General features: G+C 44.0%; 16 protein-coding genes. 9 read left to right on the top strand and 7 right to left on the bottom strand.

What is annotated here, in order from left to right; all coding sequences use genetic code 11:
* Positions 1-35: 35 nt before the first annotated feature.
* The gene (rlmE, locus tag ED652_RS03420; protein ID WP_009847548.1) at positions 36-665 is read right to left on the bottom strand and encodes a 23S rRNA (uridine(2552)-2'-O)-methyltransferase RlmE; all 630 of its coding nucleotides are present in this window, start codon (positions 663-665) and stop codon (positions 36-38) included.
* Between the two features lie 114 nt (positions 666-779).
* Between rlmE and yhbY the strand changes: the two genes are divergently transcribed.
* Positions 780-1,076 carry a ribosome assembly RNA-binding protein YhbY gene (gene yhbY, locus ED652_RS03415; protein ID WP_004734509.1) on the top strand — a complete coding sequence of 99 codons (297 nt, stop codon included), beginning with the start codon at positions 780-782 and terminating at the stop codon, positions 1,074-1,076.
* A 125-nt stretch (positions 1,077-1,201) separates the two neighbouring features.
* Here yhbY and greA read toward each other — a convergent pair whose 3' ends face one another.
* On the bottom strand, positions 1,202-1,675 hold the full coding sequence (gene greA, locus ED652_RS03410) for a transcription elongation factor GreA (RefSeq protein WP_009847549.1): 474 nt from the start codon (positions 1,673-1,675) through the stop codon (positions 1,202-1,204).
* A gap of 515 nt (positions 1,676-2,190) precedes the next feature.
* On the opposite strand from greA, the gene ED652_RS03405 reads away from it, so the two are divergent.
* Positions 2,191-3,237, top strand: coding sequence for a porin (locus ED652_RS03405; protein WP_122053504.1), 1,047 nt, complete (start codon positions 2,191-2,193; stop codon positions 3,235-3,237).
* A 112-nt stretch (positions 3,238-3,349) separates the two neighbouring features.
* Positions 3,350-4,783, top strand: a complete 1,434-nt coding sequence (gene dacB, locus ED652_RS03400) for a serine-type D-Ala-D-Ala carboxypeptidase (protein ID WP_122053503.1) — start codon at positions 3,350-3,352, stop codon at positions 4,781-4,783.
* 107 nt (positions 4,784-4,890) lie between these two features.
* On the opposite strand, the gene ED652_RS03395 is transcribed toward dacB, so the two are convergent.
* Together ED652_RS03395 and tyrS are read right to left on the bottom strand one after the other, a co-directional pair.
* Positions 4,891-5,736: a magnesium transporter gene (locus ED652_RS03395; protein WP_102279534.1), complete on the bottom strand. Its 846-nt coding sequence runs from the start codon at positions 5,734-5,736 to the stop codon at positions 4,891-4,893.
* Positions 5,737-6,161: 425 nt separating this feature from the next.
* A complete protein-coding gene (tyrS, locus tag ED652_RS03385; protein ID WP_122053501.1) occupies positions 6,162-7,349 on the bottom strand; it encodes a tyrosine--tRNA ligase in 1,188 nt (395 codons plus the stop codon).
* Between the two features lie 129 nt (positions 7,350-7,478).
* Here tyrS and ED652_RS03380 point away from each other — a divergent pair, with 129 nt between their 5' ends.
* Entirely contained in the window at positions 7,479-8,768 is a 1,290-nt protein-coding gene (locus ED652_RS03380; RefSeq protein ID WP_122053500.1) for a peptidoglycan DD-metalloendopeptidase family protein, read from the top strand.
* 89 nt (positions 8,769-8,857) lie between these two features.
* Here the strand turns inward: ED652_RS03380 and ED652_RS03375 are convergent, their stop codons facing one another.
* The 3 genes from ED652_RS03375 to erpA all read right to left on the bottom strand — a co-directional run bounded on the left by ED652_RS03375 (position 8,858) and on the right by erpA (position 13,783).
* The gene (locus tag ED652_RS03375; protein WP_122053499.1) at positions 8,858-11,971 is read right to left on the bottom strand and encodes an efflux RND transporter permease subunit; all 3,114 of its coding nucleotides are present in this window, start codon (positions 11,969-11,971) and stop codon (positions 8,858-8,860) included.
* A 10-nt stretch (positions 11,972-11,981) separates the two neighbouring features.
* The gene (locus tag ED652_RS03370) at positions 11,982-13,106 is read right to left on the bottom strand and encodes an efflux RND transporter periplasmic adaptor subunit (protein ID WP_122053498.1); all 1,125 of its coding nucleotides are present in this window, start codon (positions 13,104-13,106) and stop codon (positions 11,982-11,984) included.
* A 335-nt stretch (positions 13,107-13,441) separates the two neighbouring features.
* Positions 13,442-13,783: an iron-sulfur cluster insertion protein ErpA gene (erpA, locus tag ED652_RS03365; RefSeq protein ID WP_004734539.1), complete on the bottom strand. Its 342-nt coding sequence runs from the start codon at positions 13,781-13,783 to the stop codon at positions 13,442-13,444.
* A 296-nt stretch (positions 13,784-14,079) separates the two neighbouring features.
* On the opposite strand from erpA, the gene hemL reads away from it, so the two are divergent.
* The 5 genes from hemL (at position 14,080) to ED652_RS03335 (ending at position 24,190) form a co-directional block, all read left to right on the top strand.
* Positions 14,080-15,387 carry a glutamate-1-semialdehyde 2,1-aminomutase gene (gene hemL, locus ED652_RS03360; RefSeq protein WP_122053497.1) on the top strand — a complete coding sequence of 436 codons (1,308 nt, stop codon included), beginning with the start codon at positions 14,080-14,082 and terminating at the stop codon, positions 15,385-15,387.
* A 320-nt stretch (positions 15,388-15,707) separates the two neighbouring features.
* Positions 15,708-16,793: an AI-2E family transporter gene (locus ED652_RS03355; protein WP_017106924.1), complete on the top strand. Its 1,086-nt coding sequence runs from the start codon at positions 15,708-15,710 to the stop codon at positions 16,791-16,793.
* Positions 16,794-17,169: 376 nt separating this feature from the next.
* On the top strand, positions 17,170-18,192 hold the full coding sequence (gene rsmC, locus ED652_RS03345; RefSeq protein WP_122053496.1) for a 16S rRNA (guanine(1207)-N(2))-methyltransferase RsmC: 1,023 nt from the start codon (positions 17,170-17,172) through the stop codon (positions 18,190-18,192).
* Positions 18,193-18,408: 216 nt separating this feature from the next.
* Positions 18,409-21,798 carry a response regulator gene (locus ED652_RS03340; protein WP_122053495.1) on the top strand — a complete coding sequence of 1,130 codons (3,390 nt, stop codon included), beginning with the start codon at positions 18,409-18,411 and terminating at the stop codon, positions 21,796-21,798.
* A 709-nt stretch (positions 21,799-22,507) separates the two neighbouring features.
* Positions 22,508-24,190 carry an ABC transporter substrate-binding protein gene (locus tag ED652_RS03335; protein WP_017106921.1) on the top strand — a complete coding sequence of 561 codons (1,683 nt, stop codon included), beginning with the start codon at positions 22,508-22,510 and terminating at the stop codon, positions 24,188-24,190.
* Positions 24,191-24,192: the final 2 nt, after the last annotated feature.

Here is a 24,192-nt window from a genome sequence, read left to right as displayed (position 1 = left end):
CCATGTTGTTAACTCTCACTCTTGGAAGAGAATCGTTAACCTTTGTAACCAGTTGCTACGATAAACACTTCACGAGAGCGAGCTCGAGAAGAGTCGGGTTTTCTAACTTTGACTGTTTTAAACATCTCACGGACGTCCTTAACATATTGATCAAACCCTTCGCCTTGGAATACTTTTACAACAAAACTACCATTGGTAGCTAGAACTTGTCGACACATATCCAAAGCTAATTCAACTAAATACATAGCTCTTGGCTGATCCACAGAATTGTTGCCTGCTATATTAGGCGCCATATCAGACATCACCACATCAACCATGTTTGGTTGTATACGTTCCAACAAGGCATCCAGCACAGCTTCTTCTCGGAAATCGCCTTGTAAAAAGCTCACTCCAGCAATCGGATCCATAGGTAACAAGTCACAAGCAATGATTTGACCGTTGTCTCCGATAATCTTAGCAGCATATTGAGACCAACCGCCAGGCGCTGCACCCAAATCCACAATGGTCATCCCTGGAGTCAGCAATTTGTCTTTCGTTTGAATCTCTTCCATTTTGAAATAAGCACGCGAACGATAGCCCTTTTTTCTTGCTTCGTTTGCATACTTGTCGTCGAAGTGTTCCTTCAACCAACGGCCTGAACTGGCCGAGTGTTTCTGTTTACTCATTGGATACCTAAATTGGAGGAAAGTACTAATTGCTGAATAAATTATAGTCTTCAGCTTTAGATGGCGTTAAAATAGGTTTTTTCAACCCTAATACTAAATAAAATTGGCCGCGTAATGAACCTAAGTACCAAACAAAAGCAGCATCTAAAGGGCCTAGCTCACAGTTTAAAACCTGTAGTGCTAATGGGCGCAAATGGACTTACTGAAGCTGTTCTAGCGGAAATCGAATTAGCTCTAGACCACCACGAACTGATCAAGATTAAAGTTGCATCAGAAGACCGTGAGACTAAGCAACTGATTATCGATGCAATTGTACGCGAATCTAAAGCTGAGAAAGTACAGACTATCGGTAAAGTTCTAGTACTGTTCCGTCAGTCGGAAGCACGTAAAATCGAGATTCCACGTAAATAAGCTAGTTTGACATCAAGCTAGCTCCACAATAAGAAAGCCACTGTGCTTATCTTTTAGTGTAGCGTGAGAAACGAAAAAGGTCGCATTAGCGACCTTTTTACTTATCAGAAACAAAGAAAATTCAATTAGATATATTCTACTTTGTCGATTTCGAAGTCCTTGTCACCACCAGGGGTAGAGATCAGTACTTCATCGCCTTCCATCTTACCGATAAGACCACGTGCAATTGGGGATTTCACAGAAATGCGACCCGTTTTGATATCGGCTTCATCTTCAGAAACGATTTGGTAGCGGAATTCTTCATCCGTATCTACGTCAATCAAAGTCACTGTCGTGCCAAAGATAATCTTACCTGTGTTATCCATCTGCGTTACATCGATGATCTGAGCCAGTGATAGCTTATATTCAATATCTCGAATTTGAGCTTCACAGATACCCTGCTCTTCACGAGCTGCGTGGTATTCAGCGTTCTCTTTCAAGTCACCGAGTTCACGAGCTTCACCAATAGCTGCTGAAATAATAGGACGTAGCTTAAGTAGGCGATCTAATTCGTCACGTAGCTGCTGAGCGCCACGTACTGTCATTGGAACCTTTTCCATTTTTTACCTCTATGCCAAAGCTTTCTTTGGCCAACATAAATCCACCCAACATACTTATTGGGTGATAGAAACAAAACGATTTGGCTTAGTGTAAACAAACTTTATGGCTAAATCACCTTTATTCCACTTTGCGTTATAAAAGCTTTATCTAGGTCTAAATTACAGACATCACAAAAATGAATAATAACCTCACCATCAATAAGTTGGCGATGAAATATCTAAAAAAAACAAAAATAAACCAAATAAACACAGATCACACTTTTATAAAAACCACATAAAATCAACAATTTAGATAGAGACAAACTCAATAAAACAGTGTGCATAATTTTTATTGATATCATTTTACTACCTGATGGTGGAACTTTAGGGTTAAAAAGTACCCCACGGATTGCTCTGGCAAGTTTCACGCTTTTGTTCTAAGCATGATTATGAAGCTTGATTAATACGAGCAATACACAAAAAGGATTCAAATCCTTGATAAATACCTTTATGGACAGTAATTAGGAATTAATAACATGAACAAGACTATGATCGCGCTTGCTGTATCTGCTGCAGCTCTTGCTACTGGCGCTAACGCTTCAGAACTATACAACCAAGACGGCACTTCTCTAGACATGGGCGGCCGTGCTGAAGCTCGCCTATCTATCAAAGATGGCAACGTACAAGATAACTCTCGTATCCGTCTTAACTTCCTAGGTCAAGTTGAAATCCAAGACGGCCTTTACGGCGTTGGTTTCTACGAAGGTGAATTCACTACAGCTGAAAACGGCGAAGGTACAGACAAAAACAGCGATAGCCTAACTAACCGTTACGCTTACGCTGGACTTGGCGGTACATTCGGTGAAGTAACTTACGGTAAAAACGACGGCGCTCTTGGCGTAATCACTGACTTTACCGATATCATGGCTTACCACGGTAACTCTGCGGCAATGAAAATCAATGCTGCTGACCGTGCTGACAACATGCTTTCTTACAAAGGTCAATTCCAAGACCTAAGCGTTAAAGCAAGCTACCGTTTTGCTGACCGTACAGAACTAAAAGCTGACGGTACTCCAGCTGGCGAAGGCGATGCTGTTGCTTCTTACAGCGACAACAGCGCTGATGGTTACTCTCTATCAGGTATCTACGCAATCGGTGAAACTGGCGTTAAGCTAGGTGCTGGTTACGCTAGCCAATACTCTGGTGACGAAGCTCAAGACGAATACATGCTTTCTGGTTCTTACACTATGGGCGACCTATACTTCGCTGGTGTATTCACAGATGGTCAAGTTGCTAAAAACGATGGCGACTACACAGGTTACGAACTAGCAGGTGCTTACACTCTAGGTCAAACTGTATTCACAACTACGTACAACAACGCGGAAACTAACAACGAAACGTCTGCAGACAACATCGCAATCGACGCAACGTACTACTTCAAGCCTAACTTCCGCGGCTACGTATCGTACAACTTCAACCTAATCTCTAAAGGTGACCAATTCGGTACAGCTGGCGGAAACCTTCCAGCAACTTCAGCTCAAGCTGAGGATGAGCTAGCTCTAGGTATGCGTTACGACTTCTAATTCTGATTATCTAATTGTTTAATTAGTTAATTGAGAATCAAAACGCCCGCTATCTAGCGGGCGTTTTTTATATCTGTATACTGAAAACATCAGCCATCCAAGAAAATCTTCTATGCGCCTTCTATCCACTCTACTTCTATGTGGCTTATCACTTGGTAGTTACTCACTTACCGCTTTCGCCTACGCCCCTTTAAATAAACTGCCCGATGGCAGTAGCACAAGTTTAATCTTGCAGTCACTGAGTGGCGATTCAAATAAAATGAACACCGACACTGATGGCTTTTATCCACCAGCTAGCACTTTAAAACTGGTTACGGCTTTGGCAGCTAAATTGGAGCTAGGGGATGACTTTCACTACACAACCAGCATAGCTCGTTCTAATAAAGATGTTGTGATCTCATTCAGCGGTGACCCTACGCTACAACGAGAACACCTAAAAAGCCTTTTAGCTCAATATGCTAAGTCGCAATCTAGAACCATCAAAGGCAACTTATACCTTGATAACTCGGCTTATACCGGCTATCAACGAGCGGTTGGTTGGCCTTGGGACATTCTAGGCGTTTGTTACAGCGCGCCTTCTAGCGCCATGACGTTAGACAGTAACTGCGCACAAGCTTCTATTTATACAAAAGATAATGGTAGTACTCATATCTATCTCCCGGCTCATTACCCAATAGACGTGACAACCACAGCAGCTACAGTAACTCGCTCAGGTCAGAAGGCCACACAATGCGACTTAGAGCTCATTACTACTCCAGACAACGCTTACAAGCTCTCTGGTTGCTTAGTGGAGCGTAAGAAGCCACTGCCGCTCAAGTTCGCGATTCAAAATCCAGAGCTTTATACCTACCAAGTCGTGACATCGCTTCTTAAAGAGCTGAAAATCCAAGTTAAAGGCGATGTAATTGTTGGTAGAAAAGCTAAAGCAGACAAAACTACGTTAGTTGCGAGCCATCATTCTGAAAAGCTTCCTGAACTGCTCGATACCATGCTAAAGAAATCAGACAATCTAATAGCAGACAACCTGACCAAAACACTGGGTGCAACGTTTTATGTCCAGCCTGGTAGTTTCAATAATGGCACCGAAGCGATAAAGCAAATATTACTGACCAAGGCAAACATTGACCTAAACAAAGCACAGTTGGTAGATGGCTCTGGATTATCGAGAAATAATCGCATGACCTCGCAAACCATGGCTCAGGTTCTGCGTTACATCTGGGATAATGATCAACAGCTCAACCTAATTGAGGCAATGCCAACATCAGGCACTGATGGCACGCTCAAATACCGTCAAAGCATGAGAAAGGTACCGATCCAAGGCAATATTATTGCAAAGAGTGGTTCGTTGTACGGTAGCTATAACATGGCGGGTTTTGGTTTAGATAAGGCGGGAAGACCAAACTCTCTATTTGTGCAGTTTGTACGTGATTACTTCCCTGACAAGTCAGATCCAGACAAACCAGTAGAAGCACCAATTACCCAGTTTGAACGTGCTTTCTATAAAGATGTTGTCGAGTTCAGCCAAACACAGAGCAAATCTCAGTAGCGGCTAGCTTCTTGTAAGCGGTCAATTAAAAAAAAATGGCGCTGAAGATCTTAAATCTTCAGCGCCATTTTTGTTTATCAGGTGTATTTTAGTTATTTTTATAGGAGCTAAGCGATACCGAGGAATGAATTCACTACCGTGAAGTAAATCCACATCCCTGAAATATCCACTATCGAAGCCAGTACAGGGCTCACCAACACCGCAGGATCTAACTTAAATAACCGAGCAACAATCGGTAACCCAGCGCCTAGCACGGTTGATATTGTCACTTGAATAAACAGAGCAACAGCAATCGCGTAAGCAATCATATTAATGTCGTAACCACCCGTTGATTGATTGTCACTGAACAGTAAGATGCGGCCAATCATCACTAAGGCGATCGCAAGAGCTAAACAGATAGCAACTCTAAGTTCTTTCCATAAAACGTTCGCCCATTGGCGCTTCTTCAACTCGCCCGTGGCTAAGGCCCTGATGACCAAAGTCGCAGCTTGTGTTCCTGTGTTGCCACCCGCAGCGGCGATTACCGGCATATAAATCGCAAGAAGTACTAGTTGGCTAAGGATGTCTTCATACTGAGCAATGATAAGCCCAGAGACAATACCCAGCAACGCCAAGGCAATAATCCAACCGATACGTTGCCTTACATGGCTTAGCACTCCAGTCGAAAGGTAACCTTGTTGCGGTTCAACCTCTGAGTAGATCAGCCCTAGTTGGTGAGCTAGATGTCGAGAGCGCTTCTCAAAGCCCTGCTCTTCTAACTCACTAAGTAAAGTCTGAATCGTACTAAGAGAACATTGCCCAAGCACTAACACCGCATCTTCAAGTGGCATACGGTTCAAAAGGTTAATTTGTTGCTCACGTCCGTACTGTTGAAAGGCATTAGATACAGCTTGGATGTCTTTCTCTGAGTACAGAGCTTCAATAGATAAAAAAGTGTTGTTCATTACCGTCATGGCGAATCTCCCGATTGGCAAAGGTAACGACCATCAAAACAAATAGCCTATAGCGAGTACACCAAGAACATATAACTCGTATATCAAGAGCGTATAGCTAGGCGCACCAAAAGCTTAAAGCTAATATATCAATAGCTTAAAGCGCTAATGTGTCTACTTGTTAGAATCTAGTGTGTGGAAAAGAATGAGGGGGAAAAACAAAGATACCCTACCTGAATGGCAGGACAATAGATCAATACCGAGACAGGTTATTCTTCTCCATTCAAACTAGGAGGATGGTCGGTATTGTTCATAAAAATCTCCAGAATTACTGTCAATATGACAGCGCGCACAGTGTAGCAATGCACACTCAAAAACTTCGTCAACTTTGTGTCAATAAAAAAGGCATCCGTGGATGCCTTTTGTTCAATTATTGATGTGCGTTATTACTTAATAGTAATACGAGCAAACTTACGCTTACCTACTTGGTAAACTGCAGTACCTGCTTCAGGTACGAATCTGCTGTCTTCAATCTTCTCGCCTTCAAGCTTAGCCGCGCCTTGCTTGATCATACGCATCGCATCAGAAGTAGAGTTTACAAGACCTGCTTCTTTTAGAACGTTAGCGATTGGTAGACCTGCTTCGAATTCGAATTCAGGCATTTCATCTGGCACTTGGTTCTTAGCAAAACGGTTAACGAACTCTTGCTCAGCTGCTTCAGCATCGGCTTCACTGTGGAAACGAGCAATGATCTCTTTAGCCAGTAGCACTTTAACGTCACGCGGGTTCTTACCTGCATCAACGCCAGCTTTCAGTTCCGCAACTTCTTCAAGTGGACGGAAAGACAGTAGCTCGTAGTAGCTCCACATTAGATCGTCAGAGATAGACATGATCTTACCAAACATCTCGCTTGGTGCTTCGCTAATACCGATGTAGTTATGCGCAGACTTAGACATCTTCTTAACGCCGTCTAAACCAACAAGTAGTGGCATCATTAGTACCGCTTGTGGTTTTTGACCTGCAGCTTTTTGCAGTTCACGACCCATTAAAAGGTTAAACTTCTGGTCAGTACCACCAAGCTCAACATCGCTCTCGAGTGCAACAGAGTCGTGACCTTGAAGAAGTGGATACATGAATTCGTGAATAGCGATCGGTTGACCACCAGAGTAACGCTTTTTAAAGTCATCACGCTCAAGCATACGAGCAACAGTTTGGTTAGAAGCAAGACGAATCATACCTTCAGCACCAAGCTCAGATAACCACTCAGAGTTAAAACGAATTTGCGTTTTCGCAGGATCTAGAATCTTGAATACTTGCTCTTTGTAAGTTTCAGCATTCTTCAATACGTCTTCACGGCTTAGCGGTGGACGCGTTGAGTTCTTACCTGATGGATCACCAACCATTGCAGTGAAATCACCAATAAGGAATGTCACTTCATGACCAAGCTCTTGGAAAGCACGAAGCTTGTTAAAGATAACCGTATGGCCTAGGTGGATATCTGGAGCAGTTGGATCGGCACCCAGCTTAATGCGTAAAGGACGACCTTCTTTTAATTTAGCAATCAGTTCGTCTTCTGGAATCAGTTCTTCTACGCCACGTTTGATCTCGGCTAATGCAGCTTCAATACTCGCCATTCTTGTTCACTCCCACAGATTTGGCAAAAATATAATAATTAGACATCTTACTTGAATAGCGATGTATTTTGAAACCAGTTACACTATTCCGTCGTCGATTTTCATAATATTTACAGAACGAACCGGAACATGTTGTCTATTTTTGCACGCCTTCCTATTTTGCACCGGGCTTTTATCGCATTTTTTAGTGCCGTAATTTTCGTCGCGATCTTCTTACTCCCCGATGTCAGCAGTTTACGTGACGATACGGGCGCTTTAGTGGTGGGGAAACATTACCCACTGACTATCAATGCATCTGCACTTGTTAGCTCGAGTGACGCACCGCCGACGGCTGTGCTTAATTGGGAGAAATACACCGTTCGTTCTGGCGAAAGCACCTCTGTCTTATTTGAACGTATTGGCCTCTCATACCGCTTGCTGATCACGCTACTCAATACCAATAACGATATTAAGAAGCAGCTGTCTAACCTAAGACCTGGCGATGTATTGCAGTTCGGCTTCGATGAGAACAACGACCTTATTCAGTTAAAACGACAACTTAGTGCGTTTGAAAGCTTCAAGATCACTAAGTCTGGCGATTCTTTCTCATCAAGTTTCGACAAAAAAGAAGTTGCCTACCAATACAATTACGCTGAAGCCAACATCACGTCTAACTTCTGGAATGCAGGCGTTAGCGCAGGTTTAACCGCAAACCAAATTATGGAACTAGCCGGTATCTTCGGTTGGGATATCGACTTTGCGCTAGATATTCGTAAGAACGACAGCTTCAAAATCTTGTACCAAGAGAAAGTGGTTGAAGGCGAAGTGATTGGTCGCGGTAAGATCATGGCAGCTGTGTTTAAAAACCAAGGTGATTCGTTTACTGCGGTATTGGATGATAGAAGCGGCAATTACTTCGATGAGAATGGCCGAGCGATGAAAAAAGCTTTCTTACGTTCTCCTATTGATTTCCGTCGTGTGACATCGAACTTTAACCCACGCAGAAAACACCCAGTGACAGGCAAGGTTCGAGCTCACCGAGGCACCGACTACGCAGCCCCTGTTGGTACACCTATCTGGGCGGCAGGTGACGGTATCGTTCAGAAGTCGGGTTACAACCAATTCAATGGTAACTACGTGTTCATTCGCCATAGCAACACCTATATCACCAAATACCTGCATATGAAGCGACGTATGGTGAAAACAGGTCAGCGAGTTAAACAAGGCCAAACCATTGGTACTTTGGGTGGCACAGGTCGAGTTACTGGCCCGCACTTACACTATGAATTCTTAGTTAATGGCGTACATAAGAATGCGCGTACCGTGAAATTGCCACAATCGAAGTCGTTAACAGGTAAAGCAAAAGCAACCTTCATTGCGAACTCTGAGATTAGACTGAATAACCTTGAGCGATACGGCCAGTTACTCGCGACTAATTAGGTTGCTAGCAACCAATTAGGCTAGAACCCTAACAGCCAACAAAAAGAGCGTCCATCAAGGCGCTCTTTTTATTTCCGTCGAACTAGTATTTATTGTTCATCGTCGTTGCTTTGGATCATATCGGGTTTCTTGTCTCGCCCTAGCATCAGTAAGCAAGGCGTCAGCACCAAGGTTAGTACCGTCGCAAATGCCAAACCTCCAGCAATCGCCGTAGCGAGTTGCGACCACCATTGGGTACTCGGGGCACCAAACTCTATTTTTTGATTAATCAGATCGATGTTCATCTCTAACACCATCGGCATCAAGCCTAATATGGTAGTAACCGTGGTCAGCATCACTGGCCTTAAACGCTGAACACCGGTTCTTAGAATCGCATCTTGCTTATCCAAGCCGCGTTTAATCAACTGATTATAGGTATCGATCAGCACGATATTGTTGTTAACGACGATACCAGCCAGTGCTATCACCCCAATACCTGACATCACAATGCCAAACGGACGCTGGAAGATAAGTAAACCGACAAACACACCAACCGTTGAAAACAACACCGCACTAAGAATCAAGAACGCTTGATAGAAGCTATTGAATTGAGTAATCAAAATCAAAGCCATTACCGCCAGAGCAACTAAGAAAGCACTTTGCAAGAAGGCCGAAGAGTTTTCTTGCTCTTCATTTTGACCTCGGATACGAAACTCCACGCTACTCGGTAGGCTCAACTCGCTTAACGCTTGCTCGATCTTTGGCAGTTCGAGTGCAAGGTTATAGCCCTCTTCCATATCCGCCATGATGTTCACTACACGCTTTCCATCAAGGCGCTTAATCGTGTCTTGCTTATGGTCTGGTACTATCTGAGCAAAGTTAGTGATCGGCACCAAGCCTGCCGGTGTTTTGACTCTTAACTGGTCAAAGCGACCAATGTCTCTCTTGTCATTCGGGTAACGCACCAAGATATCGACCTCTTCTGATGAATCATCAGGGAGGTAATCACCAATCTTTAACCCGTTAGTCACGAATTGGACGGTATTACCCACCAAGGTGGCGTCTGCTGCAAAACGCGCGGCATCGTCTCGGCGAATATCCACCTTCCAATCGATGCCGTCTTTGCTCGCAGTATCACTGATATTAGTCAGTGCTTGATTACCATCCGCCCAACCTCTTACGATCTTAGCCGCCTGATTGAGCTGCTCAGGCGTTTTGGCAGATAGCTCAATCACTAAGTCATTTTCAACCGGAGGTCCTGCATCTGGAAACTTATATTCAATCTCGACCCCAGCGTATTGATCAGTTTGTACCTTTAACTCATCAATGATCGCCTTAACACTGCGACGGTATTGCCAATCCACAGGAGTGATCGAGATCAAACCAATTTGGTCGTCACCACCCGTTCGAGTGTAAACAGTATCGAACTCATCATGATTTAGCATCATCTGTTCAATATCGCGCATGATGACATCTTTCTCTTGGATAGACAGATCACCATGAGAACGAACTTTGACGTTAAAGAATGGCGGATCAACTTCTGGGAAGAACTCAGCACCTAGACCCGCTTTTGAATAAGTAAAACCAACTGCAACCGCGAGTAATATCGCACTGAAGAGAATCTTAAATGGGTGTTTAATCGCAAGCGAAAGCGTGTGGTAGTAAGCCTTGGTTAAGCCAGTCGCCTGTGAGAAATCACCGTTGTGCAGTGCCACCATTCGCGCTTGGCTTTTGGGCGATACGTATTGAGGTTTACCAATCAAACCACCTAATACTGGCACAAACAACAGCGCCATAATCAATGAAGCGGTTAAGGTAGCAATCAACGTTAATGGCAGGAACTTCATGAATTCGCCCGTCACATCCGGCCAAAACAGTAACGGAGCAAATGCCGCCAATGTTGTTGCAGTAGATGCTGTTATTGGCCACGCCATCCGTTTCGCTGCATCTCGGTAAGCAGCTTTACGCCCTTCCCCTTCTTGCATTCGTCTGTCGGCAAACTCGGTGACCACAATTGCCCCATCAACCAACATCCCCACCGCCATAATCAAAGAGAACAGCACCACGATATTAACGGTTAACCCGAATACAGACAGAACTAACAACCCCGTTAGGAATGATCCAGGAATTGAAATTCCGACCAATAATGCGGTTCGAACACCAAGAATGGCGATGATAACGATCACCACTAAAATAATGGCGGATAAGATATTATTTTGAAGATCATTGAGCATGATCTTCACATCTTTAGACTCATCCCAGGTGTATTTGACCAATAGGTTATTTGGCCATTCAGCTTGCTGCTGAGCACCTGCCATTACTGCCTTGACTAGCTCAACGGTTTCGATGATGTTCTCACCGGCACGCTTTTTGATGTCCAAGACAACCGCTGATTTACCATCTAAACGAGCAAAACTCTCTGGATCTCGAAACGCTCGGCGAACCGTAGCGACATCGCCAAAGGTCACTACTTGCTTACCATCGACTTTGATCGGCAGCTCAAGCACGTCTTTTAAAGAGTTAAACACCGAAGGAACTTTAACCGAGAAACGCCCGTAGCCCGTATCTACAAAACCTGCCGCAACCACTCGGTTATTCAGAGCGATCAAGTTATAGATATCCGCTTGATCTAGGCTGTAGCTTTCCATCAATAACGGATCAACGATGATTTCAACAATGTCATCGCGATCGCCTGCAATATCGACCTCTAGAATTTGGCGATAGCTTTCGAGCTTATCCCCAAGTTCTCGAGCAATTTGCACTATGGTGCGCTCAGGAACGGTACCAAACAGAACAACTGACAACACTGGCTGCTCAGACGCGAGCGTCACCTCATTCACGGTCGGCTCATCACTGTCTTCAGGCAATTTAGGCTTGGCCAAATCAACGGCGTCACGAACATCCGCCATCGCTTTGGTTAGGTCGACGCCAACGTTAAACTCCAACACAACAGAGGCGTGCCCTTCTGCTGAAGTTGCCGTCATCTCTTTTACGCCTTCAATTGACCTAAGTTCTTGCTCGATAGGTCGCACCAATAAACGCTCCGCATCGGTTGGTGAGATCCCTTGATGCCCGACTGAAACGTAGATAATCGGAATGGTGATATCTGGGCTCGATTCTTTGGGTATCGTGATATAGGTAATCACACCTGCGACCAAGATGAGTGCCAAAAGGGAGAGCATTGTTCGAGCGCGAGACAAGGCTGCATCAATAATTGAATACATCGGCTATCTCCTACTCTGCAGTTACGTTAGAGAGTTCAGCACCTTGCTCAACAGCAATCACCGAGTCACCATCACGAACAAAACCTTGCCCCACAGTGATGATATCGACACGCTGACCTAACCCCGTGAGCCACACTCCGTCTTGCTCAGCTTTCACTAGCTGAATACCGACAAATTTCACGATTGGTGAGTCATCAATTGAAACCAAAGTTTTGACTCCAAGATTGCCCGCCTCATCTAATGCCAACATGGCAGGTGTCACTTTGATAGCGTCTCTCGTTTCTAGATTGAGGGTTACTTCGGCACTGACCCCAGCAGGTAACAGGCCATCGGAGTTATCGATTTCAATCTCAATTGGGAAGGTATTGGTTGAGGCAGAAGAGATTCGAGAAACATAACGCAGACGACCTTCTACTTCTTCTCGCCCTAACAAGCGAACCAACGCGGATTGATTGACTAGCAAATGCTGGATATGACGCTCACTGACATCGGCCTCAATAACCAAAGGATCGAGGTCAATCACGCCAGCAACAGGATCGCCAACACCAACGAAATCACCGAGCTCCACCATCAAATCTTGAACCACTCCCGAAAAAGGCGAAGTAATCACAGTATTCTTTAAAGCCAATTCCGCATTGCGCTTCATGGCCTTTGCTTCCGTTAAGGATGCCTCAGCGGTGGTGTAAGCGATCTCACCTTGCAGCCCTCTTTTCTTCAGTGACTGCGCCGCTTTGAACTCTTTCTGCTTCAAGCGATATAACGCCGAGGCTCGCTCTAGTTGAATCTCTAAGTCGCCTTTGTCGATCTGAGCAATGGCCTGCCCTACTTTGACCATATCACCTTTAACGACGTTTAATTTAACCACTTTACCTGCCACTTCAGCCCCTAGACGAGCATGTCTATCTGGCGCAGTTCGACCATAGAGATCAATCGTTTTAAAGGTCGGTGATGAAGTAAATGTTTGAAAGGAAACCTTGGCCAACGGAATTTCTGTCGCTTTTTTTTCAGGCGACTCTTCCGCTTGTCCTACTCCTAAACCAAGCCAAATCGACAGCAACACAACCAAAATCAGAGAAACTAGCCAGGGCTGCTTAAGTTTCTGAAAAAGTGGTGAGTTCGAAAATAGAGTAGGCATAACAAATCCTTCTGTTCGGTGTTATTAAGGCACGCTAATTAATTTAATACTGTCATATGCAACATCCTGTGCACAGAGGTAACCTTAACAGACCCACATCCTACGAAGTTGGACGCTATCGACAGTTTAAAAAATATGGCGTTTACTATAAGCCACGCAGATGGAGCAAAGATTACATATAAATACCCTGAATAACCCTTAGCGTATATGGCAAAAATAGATCGACTGACTGTTTTATCTGGTGTGTTTCTTAAAAACAAAAAACGCCGAGCATAGGCTCGGCGTTTAAAATATTTCTAATGTAGCCCTAAGTTCAAGCTACCTTTCAATTCACGTTAGACGCTAAATGATGCACCACAACCACATGTTGTTGTTGCATTCGGGTTATTTACAAAGAAACGTGCGCCTTCAAGGCCTTCTGTGTAATCAACCATACCGCCCATTAAGTATTGCAGGCTCATTGGGTCAACAACCAGTGTTACACCGCTGTTTACAATGGTAGTGTCGCCATCATTTACTTTTTCATCAAATGTGAAGCCGTATTGGAAACCACTACAACCACCACCTGTAATGTATACACGTAGTTTTAGTTCTGGATTTTCTTCTTCAGCAATTAGCGTTTGTACGCGGGTAGCTGCTGCATCAGAAAAAGACAATGGGATGTTTACTTCGCTCACGACAACCTCTCTTACCTGTGTCAAAAACAACATGATACAAATCTAATTCGAGACCATAGTTGTTGAGTATTTTCTTATATTCTGGTGATTATCTAATACCTGACTGAAACGTTCAAGTATTCACCACAGGATCGGTCCTTTTACTGTTGTAAACTCGCCAGAATCTGACAATTAAAGCGTGTAACCACACAAAACAACCAGATTCGGGGGATTATATCGGCGAAAGCATTCCTAGTTGGATTCGGGATAGGTACAATGCGAGCCAATTGGTCCGACAGTCAAAAGAGGATATATCAATGACCAAATCAGCAGAACTGTATCAAAAGGCACAGCAAACTATTCCAGGTGGCGTTAACTCTCCAGTGCGCGCTTTTAACGGTGTAGGTGGTTCTCCAATTTTCGTTGAGCGAGCTGACGGCCCACTTCTTTTTGATGCTGATGGTAAAGCATATATCGATTACGTTGGCTCTTGGGGTCCAATGATCCTAGGTCACAACCACGCGGTTATTCGTGAAGCTGTTATTGATGCGGCACAACGTGGTCTGAGTTTCGGAGCTCCCACTGAAACTGAAATCAAAATGGCTGAGCTAGTATCTGAAATGGTTCCATCAATGGAACAGCTGCGTATGGTTAGCTCAGGTACAGAAGCAACAATGAGTGCGATTCGTCTAGCTCGTGGCTTCACTGGTCGTGACAAGATCCTTAAGTTTGAAGGCTGTTACCACGGTCACGCAGACAGCCTACTTGTAAAAGCAGGCTCTGGCGCACTGACTTTAGGTCAACCAAGCTCTCCAGGTGTTCCTGCTGATTTTGCTAAGCTGACACTAACGGCAACGTTCAATAACCTAGATTCTGTACGTGAAATCTTCGCGGCAAATAAAGGCGAAATCGCATGTATCATCGTTGAGCCAGTAGCAGGCAACATGAACTGCATCCCGCCAGTAGAAGGCTTCCATGAAGGTCTTCGTGAAATCTGTGACCAAGAAGGCGCGTTGCTGATCTTTGATGAAGTAATGACAGGTTTCCGCGTTGCAGAAGGTTGTGCTCAAGCTTACTACAACATCAAGCCAGACCTAACGTGTCTTGGTAAAGTGATCGGTGGCGGTATGCCAGTGGGTGCTTTTGGTGGTCGTAAAGATGTGATGCAATACATCGCACCAACCGGTCCGGTTTACCAAGCAGGTACGCTTTCTGGTAACCCTGTTGCAATGGCAGCTGGCTACGCATGTCTGAAGCTATTAAGAGAAGAAGGCAACGAGAAGCGTCTTGCTGCGAAAACTAAACAGCTAGCAAGCGGTTTCAAACATCTAGCGGATAAACACGGCATCCCAATGCTCGTGCACCAAGTTGGTGGTATGTTCGGTTTCTTCTTTACGGATCAAGAAACAGTAACGTGCTACGAAGATGTAACCAAGTGTGATGTAGAACGCTTCAAGCGCTTCTTCCACCTAATGCTAAAACACGGTGTTTACCTTGCACCATCAGCATTCGAAGCAAGCTTTACGTCTCTTGCACACGGTTCAAAAGAGATTGATGCAACATTAGAAGCAGCCGATCGCTGTTTCGCTATTATCGCTGCTGAAAGCAACGAATCAAACAGCTAACAATTTAGCTAAGCGTTTGAATTTAGGGCTGCATTACTGCAGCCCTTTTTAGTATTTGAGCCCTTGTGTTCAAAGTAAATACCTCAACGACACAAGCTAGCCCTGTACTAAAAAGTCGTTAACGTTCCCAAAAAAGAAAAACCAGCAACATAATGGTGCCTAGAAACATTCGAAACCAAGGGATCTCTTTTTTTGTTTGCTGTTCTTCATCTTGGCATTTCTTATCTTTACCACAACATCCCATAATGCAAACTCCTCATTGCTAACTCTCTGTTTTGCAGCCATTATAAACTCAGAACGCCAATATAGAGACCGTTACTGTGTCAGAAAAACTCAAAATCAATACAAGCCACTGGGTAATCATCATTGCCCTACTCGCGGCGGCTTATGCTTGTTTCTTACTTATCGAGCCTTATGTAAATTCCATAGTAATGGCATTCATCATCTCGTTACTGATGTTTCCAATTCACGAGTGGCTTGAAAAGAAGATACCGAATAAAGAGAACGTAGTCTCTCTACTTTCTTGTGTGATCCTCACTTTCATTATCGTCATCCCTTTATTGGCGGTATTTGCAGCCATCGTGCAGCAAGGCTCGTTATTCTCGCAAAACACTTATCAATGGGTAACACACGGCGGCATTCAAACCTTGTTTGAGCATCCTTTAGTCGTGAAAGCTTTATCGTTCGTGAACAATTATCTACCTTTTGACAATATCGAACCGAAAGCAATAGCCCAAAAAGTCGCAGAATTTGCCACCAGCTTTGGTTCAAAACTTGTGGGTATTAGCGCGAAGATCCTCGGTGATGCGACTAACTTTTTAATGGACTTTTTCTTAATGCTGTTTGTCTTGTTCTTCTTATTGAGAGATCACGACAAAATCATCAGCGTTGTTCGTCATATTTTACCTCTATCTCGTAGCCAAGAAGACAAACTGCTAACCGAGATTGAGCAGGTTTCTAAATCAGCCGTGATGGGTTCATTTTTAACCGCAATAGCGCAAGGTTTTGCGGGTGGTTTAGGTATGTGGATTGCAGGCTTCCCTGGTCTATTCTGGGGCACGATGATGGGCTTCGCATCCTTCATTCCCGTGGTTGGTACTGCGCTTATCTGGATTCCAGCAGCTACGTACTTGTTCCTAACAGGCGATACTACTTGGGCTATTTTCCTAACGGTATACTGCATTGCGATTGTGGGCTCGATTGATAACCTACTGCGCCCGCTATTAATGCAGGGCAGCGCTGGCATGAACACCCTTATGATCTTCTTCTCATTACTGGGTGGTATTCAACTGTTTGGCTTAATCGGCCTGATCTATGGTCCACTGATCTTTGCTATTACGATCGTCCTTTTCAATATTTACGATGAAGAGTTTAAAGACTTTTTGAACCAGCAAGACAAGAGTTAACCGACTCATTAGGGTCTGTTGAACTTTCGAGGTGATTTTTGCAGCACTTTGTGGGAAATTTCTACAAGGCAGAGGGTTTGATGTGTAGCTAGCCTACATGAGAAACCGATAACGCAGTAGAAATGAACCACAAAGGCTGCCCGAAGGGTTCGGTTAGAATCGTTTTATGCTTTGTTAAGAAGTATTTACTTAGAATAACTAAGCTACATACTTCTTGCCGCGCTTAAAACTATTCCACCTCGAACAAAATTTAACCGCGAAAGATCAACAGACCCTAGTAACTTGGTTGGCGAACGAGTATTAAACACTTCAAGCTTTGGGCGGATTATGCGAAAATCCGCCCTCATTTTTTGCTAACGATTCAATAGAGTGTCCTATGTCCGCCTACATTGCCCCAAGCCAGATTGCTCAGCGTCAACTCGCCTACTTTGAAGGCAAACATGTTTTAGTTGCTGGTGAGGCAGAAGACTTATTCCCTGTTGAGTTAGCCAAACATTGTGAATCTGTCACCGTGTATACGTCTAATTACAGCTATTACCGCCAATTGGATAACTGCAGCTCTATTCAACGTTTTTACGGTGCAGAGTTTACCGAAGAAACCAAAGCTGACTTGGTGATGCTGTATTGGCCAAAAGCAAAAGCGGAAGCTGAGTTCTTACTCGCGATGTTGTTTGCAAAATTAGGTAAAGATACTGAAATCGTTGTCGTTGGTGAAAACCGCTCAGGCGTGAAAAGCATTGAGAAGATGTTTACCCCTTATGGCAAGGTCGTAAAATACGACTCAGCGCGCCGTTGTTCTTTCTACTGGGGTCAGTGCTTCGAGCAACCGCAAGCTTTCAACCTACAAGATTGGTTTAAAACCTACACAGTTAGTATTGACGAGCAATCACTTACCGTTAAAAGCCTTCCTGGCGTATTTAGCCACGGTGCATTCGATGTCGGTAGTCAACTTCTGCTGGATACTCTGCCAAAACTAAAAGGCAAAGTACTGGATTTTGGTTGTGGTGCAGGCGTGTTAGGTGCGGTTATGGCATCTCGTAACCCTGATATCGAGCTAGAAATGTGTGATATCAGCGCGTTCGCAGTCGCATCAAGCCAAGCAACCCTCGAAGCCAATGGTCTAACGGGCAAAGTTTTCGCTTCTGATGTTTATTCTGATACGTCTAAAGACTATCAGTTCATCATCAGTAACCCGCCTTTCCACTCAGGATTAGACACAAGCTACAGCGCAACGGAAACTCTGCTAGCGCAGGCACCAAAGCACCTGAAGCGCTCTGGTGAGATGATTATTGTTGCAAACAGCTTCTTAAAATACATACCTATTATTGAACAAGCGTTTGGAAAATGCGCGACTCTAAATAAGACCACTAAATTCGCGATATACCACGCAAACAAATAACCCATCTAACACAGCGCAGGGTCATATTCTGCGCTGTCTGTTCATATTTCTATCAAAACTCTATAAAAATGAGCTTTTGCACACGCTTTAAATACCACTTACTTGTCAAAGTAAAAAAACTCGTTAATTTCGTTAAATTGGAACCCATTAATTCTATTCTCTGTACTTGTTTTCGCCCCTTTTAGCAGTACATCAAAGGAAAGTAGTACCCAATTTATGTTTAGATTCTATCGAAAGCAGAAGTTTAAGCGCCTTCAAAATACCTTAATGTTGGCGTTTCTCGTCCTCAGTATTACCCCAGTGACACTTATCGCGATCTTTTTCCTCCAATCGCACAGTCAGGATCTTCAGGAACAAAGTACTTCGCACCTTGTTTCAGTCCGTGATACTAAGCAGCAGCAAATCGTCGATTACCTACAGGCGCAAGAGTCGCAAGTGATGGGCTTCGTTCGCTCTGAGCTAGCCAATGCCAGTGGTGGGCGTTTCTACGGTTTAATCAATGCCTTTCAACGACTCGGCTTAGATATTGATGAAGCGCGCAGCAATGCTCAACAGCGCTACATTCAAGGCTCAGGCGATCAAATCAAAACATCTATCCTACCTGAATCGAGTAGTTTCATTGGAAGTGAACGCTATCGCTTGCTGCATAAGCGCTACCATAACTCATATCAAGAACTGCTTAAGCGTTCAGATTTCGATGATATTCTACTGGTCGACATAAATGGTAACGTCGCTTATTCCGTATTTAAACGTGATGATTACGGTACCAACTTAGTAACAGGTAAATACAAAGATTCAAATCTAGGCCTTACCTTTCAACGACTAGCAAAAGACGTAAGAGAAAAACGTAAATCTAATGAAGACTATACACCAGTTATCGTTTCAGACTTTAAAGACGAAAACGGTAAACAGACTGCATGGTTAGGTGCGCCAATTGTTCAACAAGGCTATCTGCACAGCTATGCCATGTTTCGGCTGCCTATCAACGGCATTACCAAGCTTATTGCGGATCTAAACAAGAGCTCTAATATTCAAACACTTCTTGTTGGTAGTGACCACTTACCTCGCAGCCTAGCTCACTCTCAAGAATCGATTAACCTGAGCTTAGATGTTGTCGACAAAGCCCTGGCTGGTGAAACAGCAGTAGGCACATTTGATAACACTCTCGATCAGGCTATCATCGCCGCTTACACCCCGATTGAATTGAAGTACGCTACTTGGGCTCTCGTCGTTGAGCTTCCAGAAAAAGAGGCGTTTGCTCGTATTCATCAATTAGAAAAGATCTTCGTGATTGTGATGCTAACGGCGATCATTCTTGTGGTCGTTGCATCGCACTACTTATCGAACTTCATCACCTCGCCATTGTTAAAACTCACTTGGGCTGCCGAGAAGGTCTCCGCGGGCGATCTTGATGAAACAATGATCAATACCGAACGTAAAGACGAAATAGGTCGCCTAGCGGTCAGCTTTGAAAGGATGCAGCGTTCTATTCGTGAAAAAATGCTACTGATTAAAAGTCAAAATGATGAGTTAGAGGACAACCTCAAAACGATTCAAAAACAAAACGAAGAGTTGCAGCTTGCCAATAAACTGAAAGATGAATTCTTGGCAACGACTTCACATGAACTCAGAACCCCACTGCATGGCATGGTTGGTATTGCAGAGGCACTAATATCTGGTGCGAACGGCCCTATTCCAGCCAACCAGAAGTACCAATTGGATATCATCATCAATAGCGGTCAGAGATTGGCAACCTTGGTTGATGACCTGCTCGATTACCACAAGATGCGCTATGGCAGCTTAGATATTAAGAAATCAGCCGTGGATTTGTCTGCGGCCACCAGCTTAGTGCTTGAGTTATCTCATCACCTGCTAGGCAACAAACCAATCCGCATTATCAACCAAGTGCCAAGTGATTTAGGGTTAGTCTCGTCTGATCCACAACGACTTGAACAAGTGATGTATAACTTGGTCGGCAATGCTATTAAGTACACATCCGAAGGTAAGATTGTTATCTCAGCCAGCGTTATCGACGACAACATTCGAGTACAAGTTGTCGATACAGGACAAGGTATCCCAGCAGAATACCTAGAACACATCTTTGAACCACTGATTCAAGCAGGACAAGACTCAAGTAACTATCGCCAAGGGGCAGGACTTGGCTTGTCCATTAGTCGTCAGCTGATCGAGCTAATGGGTGGCTCACTGTATGTAAGTAGCCAACCTATGCTTGGAACAACCTTCAGCTTTACATTACCTTTAGCTACCCAAGAAGAATTGGATAGTTACAATGAATCAGGGAGCTACTCACATTTCCAAGCGCCTGATTTGATTGATAACACTCAGCAAGAAAATAGCGCTATCAGTGAAGACCCGAATGGCCCGCTGTTAGTCATTGCTGATGATGAGCCGGTGAACTTACGAGTGCTAGACAGCTTCTTGAAATTGGAAGGTTATCGAGTGCGCACCGCATGTGACGGCCCAGAAACCATCGAGTTGATTGAGAAAGAGAAACCAGAACTGCTTCTACTCGACATCATGATGCCAGGTATGAGCGGCTATCAGGTTTGTGAAGCACTGCGTAAGCAATACGATCATGCACAATTGCCAATCATCATGCTCACAGCTCTTAATCAAGCAGAAGACCGTGTTCGTGGCTTTGAAGCAGGTGCCAATGATTACTTGTCCAAGCCGTTTAACAAACAGGAACTGGCAGCTCGAATCACAGCGCACTTATCCGCAAGTAAAGCTGAGCAGAGACGCCTTGAGAATGACCAGCTGCAACTGGAGCTCAAACACCGGGCTATGGTTGAAGCGAACTTACTAGAAACTCAAGGACGCTTGCTAGAACAATTAGAGTCAGCACCAGAAGCCATCATCTGTATTAGAGAAGACCAACGTATTCGCTTTGCCAACGAAGCTGCTGCCAAGCTGTTTAGGCGCGGGCAAGAGCAACTTAAGCGTTCAATGGCCGATGAAATCATTGCACCTAAATACCTTAAGGTGGAACAAGCACACTATTGTGGTGACATCGATATCTATATTGATGACACACGTCAGCGCATACCAAGTGATATTCTTAAACTACCTGAAGGCTCAGGGCTCGATACCATGTATATCTTCAATGTTGGTGGTGGCATTAACTCAAACCGTATCAATAACCTTGAAACGGCGGTTGAGGCGCTTTCAAGCTACGCCTTTGAAGGTGATAAAGATAAACTGCAACAACTGAAAGAACTCGGTGGAGAATTTACTCGCCTTGCTGATAAGGCAACAGGTGAAGGTAAAAACAAACAAGAGCTAATGCGTGAAGTGTTAGTTGAGGCGATGACCAATGCGATCATTTATTGGGAGTCAGTCACTGGTGAAACAAAGTTTGCTTTCGCAGAGAAGAGTGGCTTGTGGCGTGTTTATTTAGACCGAAGTACGCTGCAAACTCGCACCTTAGATAAATACCTACGCTTTGAAACCTTACCTAAAACGCCTCGCTGGCGAACGGTATTGAGCTCTATCGAATTCATACTTGAGCACTGTAAAGAACAAACACCAGAAAGAACTCATATTGAGATGCTAAGAGATAAACTACAGAAACTACTGACCAGCTAACCCTGAAGTAAAATCACGATACTGTAAATAATGGAGCCCACCTAGCGTGGGCTTTTTTGTGAATATCATTCACGAACAAAGCACAATAATGTCTATTCAAATACACTTATTTCACTGTGTTAAACAAGCGAAATGACACGTTACTCAAGCTTAAACAATCATCAGTTCAATCGCTATTTGAAAGCTTATTCTTGGCTGAATTTCACATTCCTCTGACTCTTTGTTGCAGTTTGAGAAGCGAGTCACAACAGAACGGCAGATTTAATTTTCTAGGGAAATTTAACGTAAAACTGGCAAGTGACCGAGATCTACAATTACACCAATACACGTTAAGGCCTTATAATAAAAAGCCCAAAACGTAAGTGAACACTAACACCAAAGCGTCCTTGAAAAATCAAATGCGAGTCACATCACCTTAACAATTACGCGCAAAAAAACACCAAACTGGCCATTTTTGACGTTAATGACGTGTGGTTATGTGTTTTTAACGTTTTTGACGGGAAACGAGTTTGATTAATTCATCGATAAGGTGTTTTCTTACTCCTGCCAAAGGCCTACAGGCCACTCTTACCACTTCTCAGAAGAAGCAACAAATCTGGAGCAACGAAGAAGAGGTAGGCCTTTAACTAGAGTGTGTATCTACTAACTAATTAGCGACAGATAACATTCAATCCATTAGTGAAATGAAAGCAAATAGTAAGGAACAGCTATGCTTGCCAATATAAAAAAAACAGCAATAGCAACAGCAATTATTGCAACTGCTACAACAGGTTTTGCATCAGTAGCAACAGCTGCAGAACGCAGTGAGTTGACTATTCACCCGAAAGAGTACACTACCTTCGTACGTAACTTTAACCCGTACCTTGGTGCTACTAACCTACATACTACAACCGACTTCCTTTATGAGCCGCTAGTAGTATTTAACGAAATGCACGGTAACACTCCAGTGTTCCGTCTAGCTGAAAACTTCACAATGTCAGATGACCTGATGAGCGTAGTTTTCGACATTCGTAAGGGTGTTAAATGGTCTGACGGAGAAGCTTTCTCTGCTGATGATGTTGTTTTTTCTTTCAACCTTGTAAAAGAGAAGCCAGAGCTTGACCAATCTGGTATCAACTCTTGGGTAACTTCTGTAGAAAAACTGAACGACTACCAAGTTAAGTTCAGCCTAACAGAAGCTAACTCGAACGTACCTTACGAGATTGCTAAAGTACCAGTAGTACCTAAGCACATCTGGAAAGACGTTAAAGATCCATCAACGTTTACCAATGAGAACCCAGTAGGTTCTGGTCCGTTTACAGAAATCGATACGTTTACAGCGCAACTATACATCCAGTGTGCTAACCCGAACTACTGGGATGCAGACAACCTAGATGTTGACTGTCTACGTGTTCCACAAATTGCGAACAACGACCAGTTCCTAGGTAAAGTTGTAAACAGTGAAATGGACTGGACGTCTTCTTTCGTTCCAGATATCGATCGTACATACGCGGCAGCTAGCCCTAAACACCACTACTGGTACCCGCCAGCAGGTACACAAGCATTCATCGTTAACTTCAAGCACCCTGATGCTGCGAAGCATGAAGCATTGAGCAACGTTGAATTCCGTCGTGCTTTCTCTATGGCTCTTGACCGTCAAACTATCATCGACATCGCATTCTACGGTGGCGGTACTGTGAACGATTTCGCATCAGGTCTTGGCTACGCATTTGAAGCTTGGTCTGATGAAAAAACTCACGACAAGTACAAAGGCTTCAACACTTACAACGCTGAAGGTGCGAAGAAGCTTCTTGCTGACGCTGGCTTCAAAGATGTAAACAAAGATGGTTTTGTTGATACTCCATCTGGTAAGTCTTTCGAACTAATGATCCAATCGCCAAATGGCTGGACTGACTTCAACAACACAGTTCAACTAGCGGTAGAACAGCTAAACGAAATCGGCATTAAAGCGAAAGCTCGTACGCCTGACTTCTCTGTGTACAACCAAGCCATGCTTGAAGGTACATACGACGTAGCTTACACAAACTACTTCCACGGTGCGGATCCATACACGTACTGGAACAGTGCTTACAACTCATCACTTCAATCTGGTGATGGTATGCCTCGTTTCGCGATGCACTTCTACCAAAACGACAAGCTAGATGGTCTTCTAAACAGCTTCTACAAAACAGCTGACAAGAACGAACAGCTAGATATCGCACACGGTATTCAGCAAATCATTGCTGCAGACCAAGTGACGATCCCTGTGATGTCTGGTGCTTACATGTACCAATACAACACAACTCGCTTCACTGGTTGGTGGAACGAAGAAAATCCAAAAGGCCGTCCAAACATTTGGGCTGGTATTCCAGAGCGTCTACTTCATGTACTGGACCTAAAACCAGTTAAATAAGT

The sequence above is a fragment of the Vibrio sp. Evd11 genome, from assembly GCF_900382755.1.
GTDB lineage: Bacteria > Pseudomonadota > Gammaproteobacteria > Enterobacterales > Vibrionaceae > Vibrio > Vibrio lentus.
This window is presented reverse-complemented; position numbering and strand designations above follow the sequence as displayed.

Coding starts and splice junctions, on each gene's coding strand:
- rlmE (WP_009847548.1), bottom strand. CDS start 665: ATGAGTAAACAGAAACACTCGGCCAGTTCAGGCCGTTGGTTGAAGGAA.
- yhbY (WP_004734509.1), top strand. CDS start 780: ATGAACCTAAGTACCAAACAAAAGCAGCATCTAAAGGGCCTAGCTCAC.
- greA (WP_009847549.1), bottom strand. CDS start 1,675: ATGGAAAAGGTTCCAATGACAGTACGTGGCGCTCAGCAGCTACGTGAC.
- ED652_RS03405 (WP_122053504.1), top strand. CDS start 2,191: ATGAACAAGACTATGATCGCGCTTGCTGTATCTGCTGCAGCTCTTGCT.
- dacB (WP_122053503.1), top strand. CDS start 3,350: ATGCGCCTTCTATCCACTCTACTTCTATGTGGCTTATCACTTGGTAGT.
- ED652_RS03395 (WP_102279534.1), bottom strand. CDS start 5,736: ATGACGGTAATGAACAACACTTTTTTATCTATTGAAGCTCTGTACTCA.
- tyrS (WP_122053501.1), bottom strand. CDS start 7,349: ATGGCGAGTATTGAAGCTGCATTAGCCGAGATCAAACGTGGCGTAGAA.
- ED652_RS03380 (WP_122053500.1), top strand. CDS start 7,479: ATGTTGTCTATTTTTGCACGCCTTCCTATTTTGCACCGGGCTTTTATC.
- ED652_RS03375 (WP_122053499.1), bottom strand. CDS start 11,971: ATGTATTCAATTATTGATGCAGCCTTGTCTCGCGCTCGAACAATGCTC.
- ED652_RS03370 (WP_122053498.1), bottom strand. CDS start 13,106: ATGCCTACTCTATTTTCGAACTCACCACTTTTTCAGAAACTTAAGCAG.
- hemL (WP_122053497.1), top strand. CDS start 14,080: ATGACCAAATCAGCAGAACTGTATCAAAAGGCACAGCAAACTATTCCA.
- rsmC (WP_122053496.1), top strand. CDS start 17,170: ATGTCCGCCTACATTGCCCCAAGCCAGATTGCTCAGCGTCAACTCGCC.
- ED652_RS03340 (WP_122053495.1), top strand. CDS start 18,409: ATGTTTAGATTCTATCGAAAGCAGAAGTTTAAGCGCCTTCAAAATACC.
- ED652_RS03335 (WP_017106921.1), top strand. CDS start 22,508: ATGCTTGCCAATATAAAAAAAACAGCAATAGCAACAGCAATTATTGCA.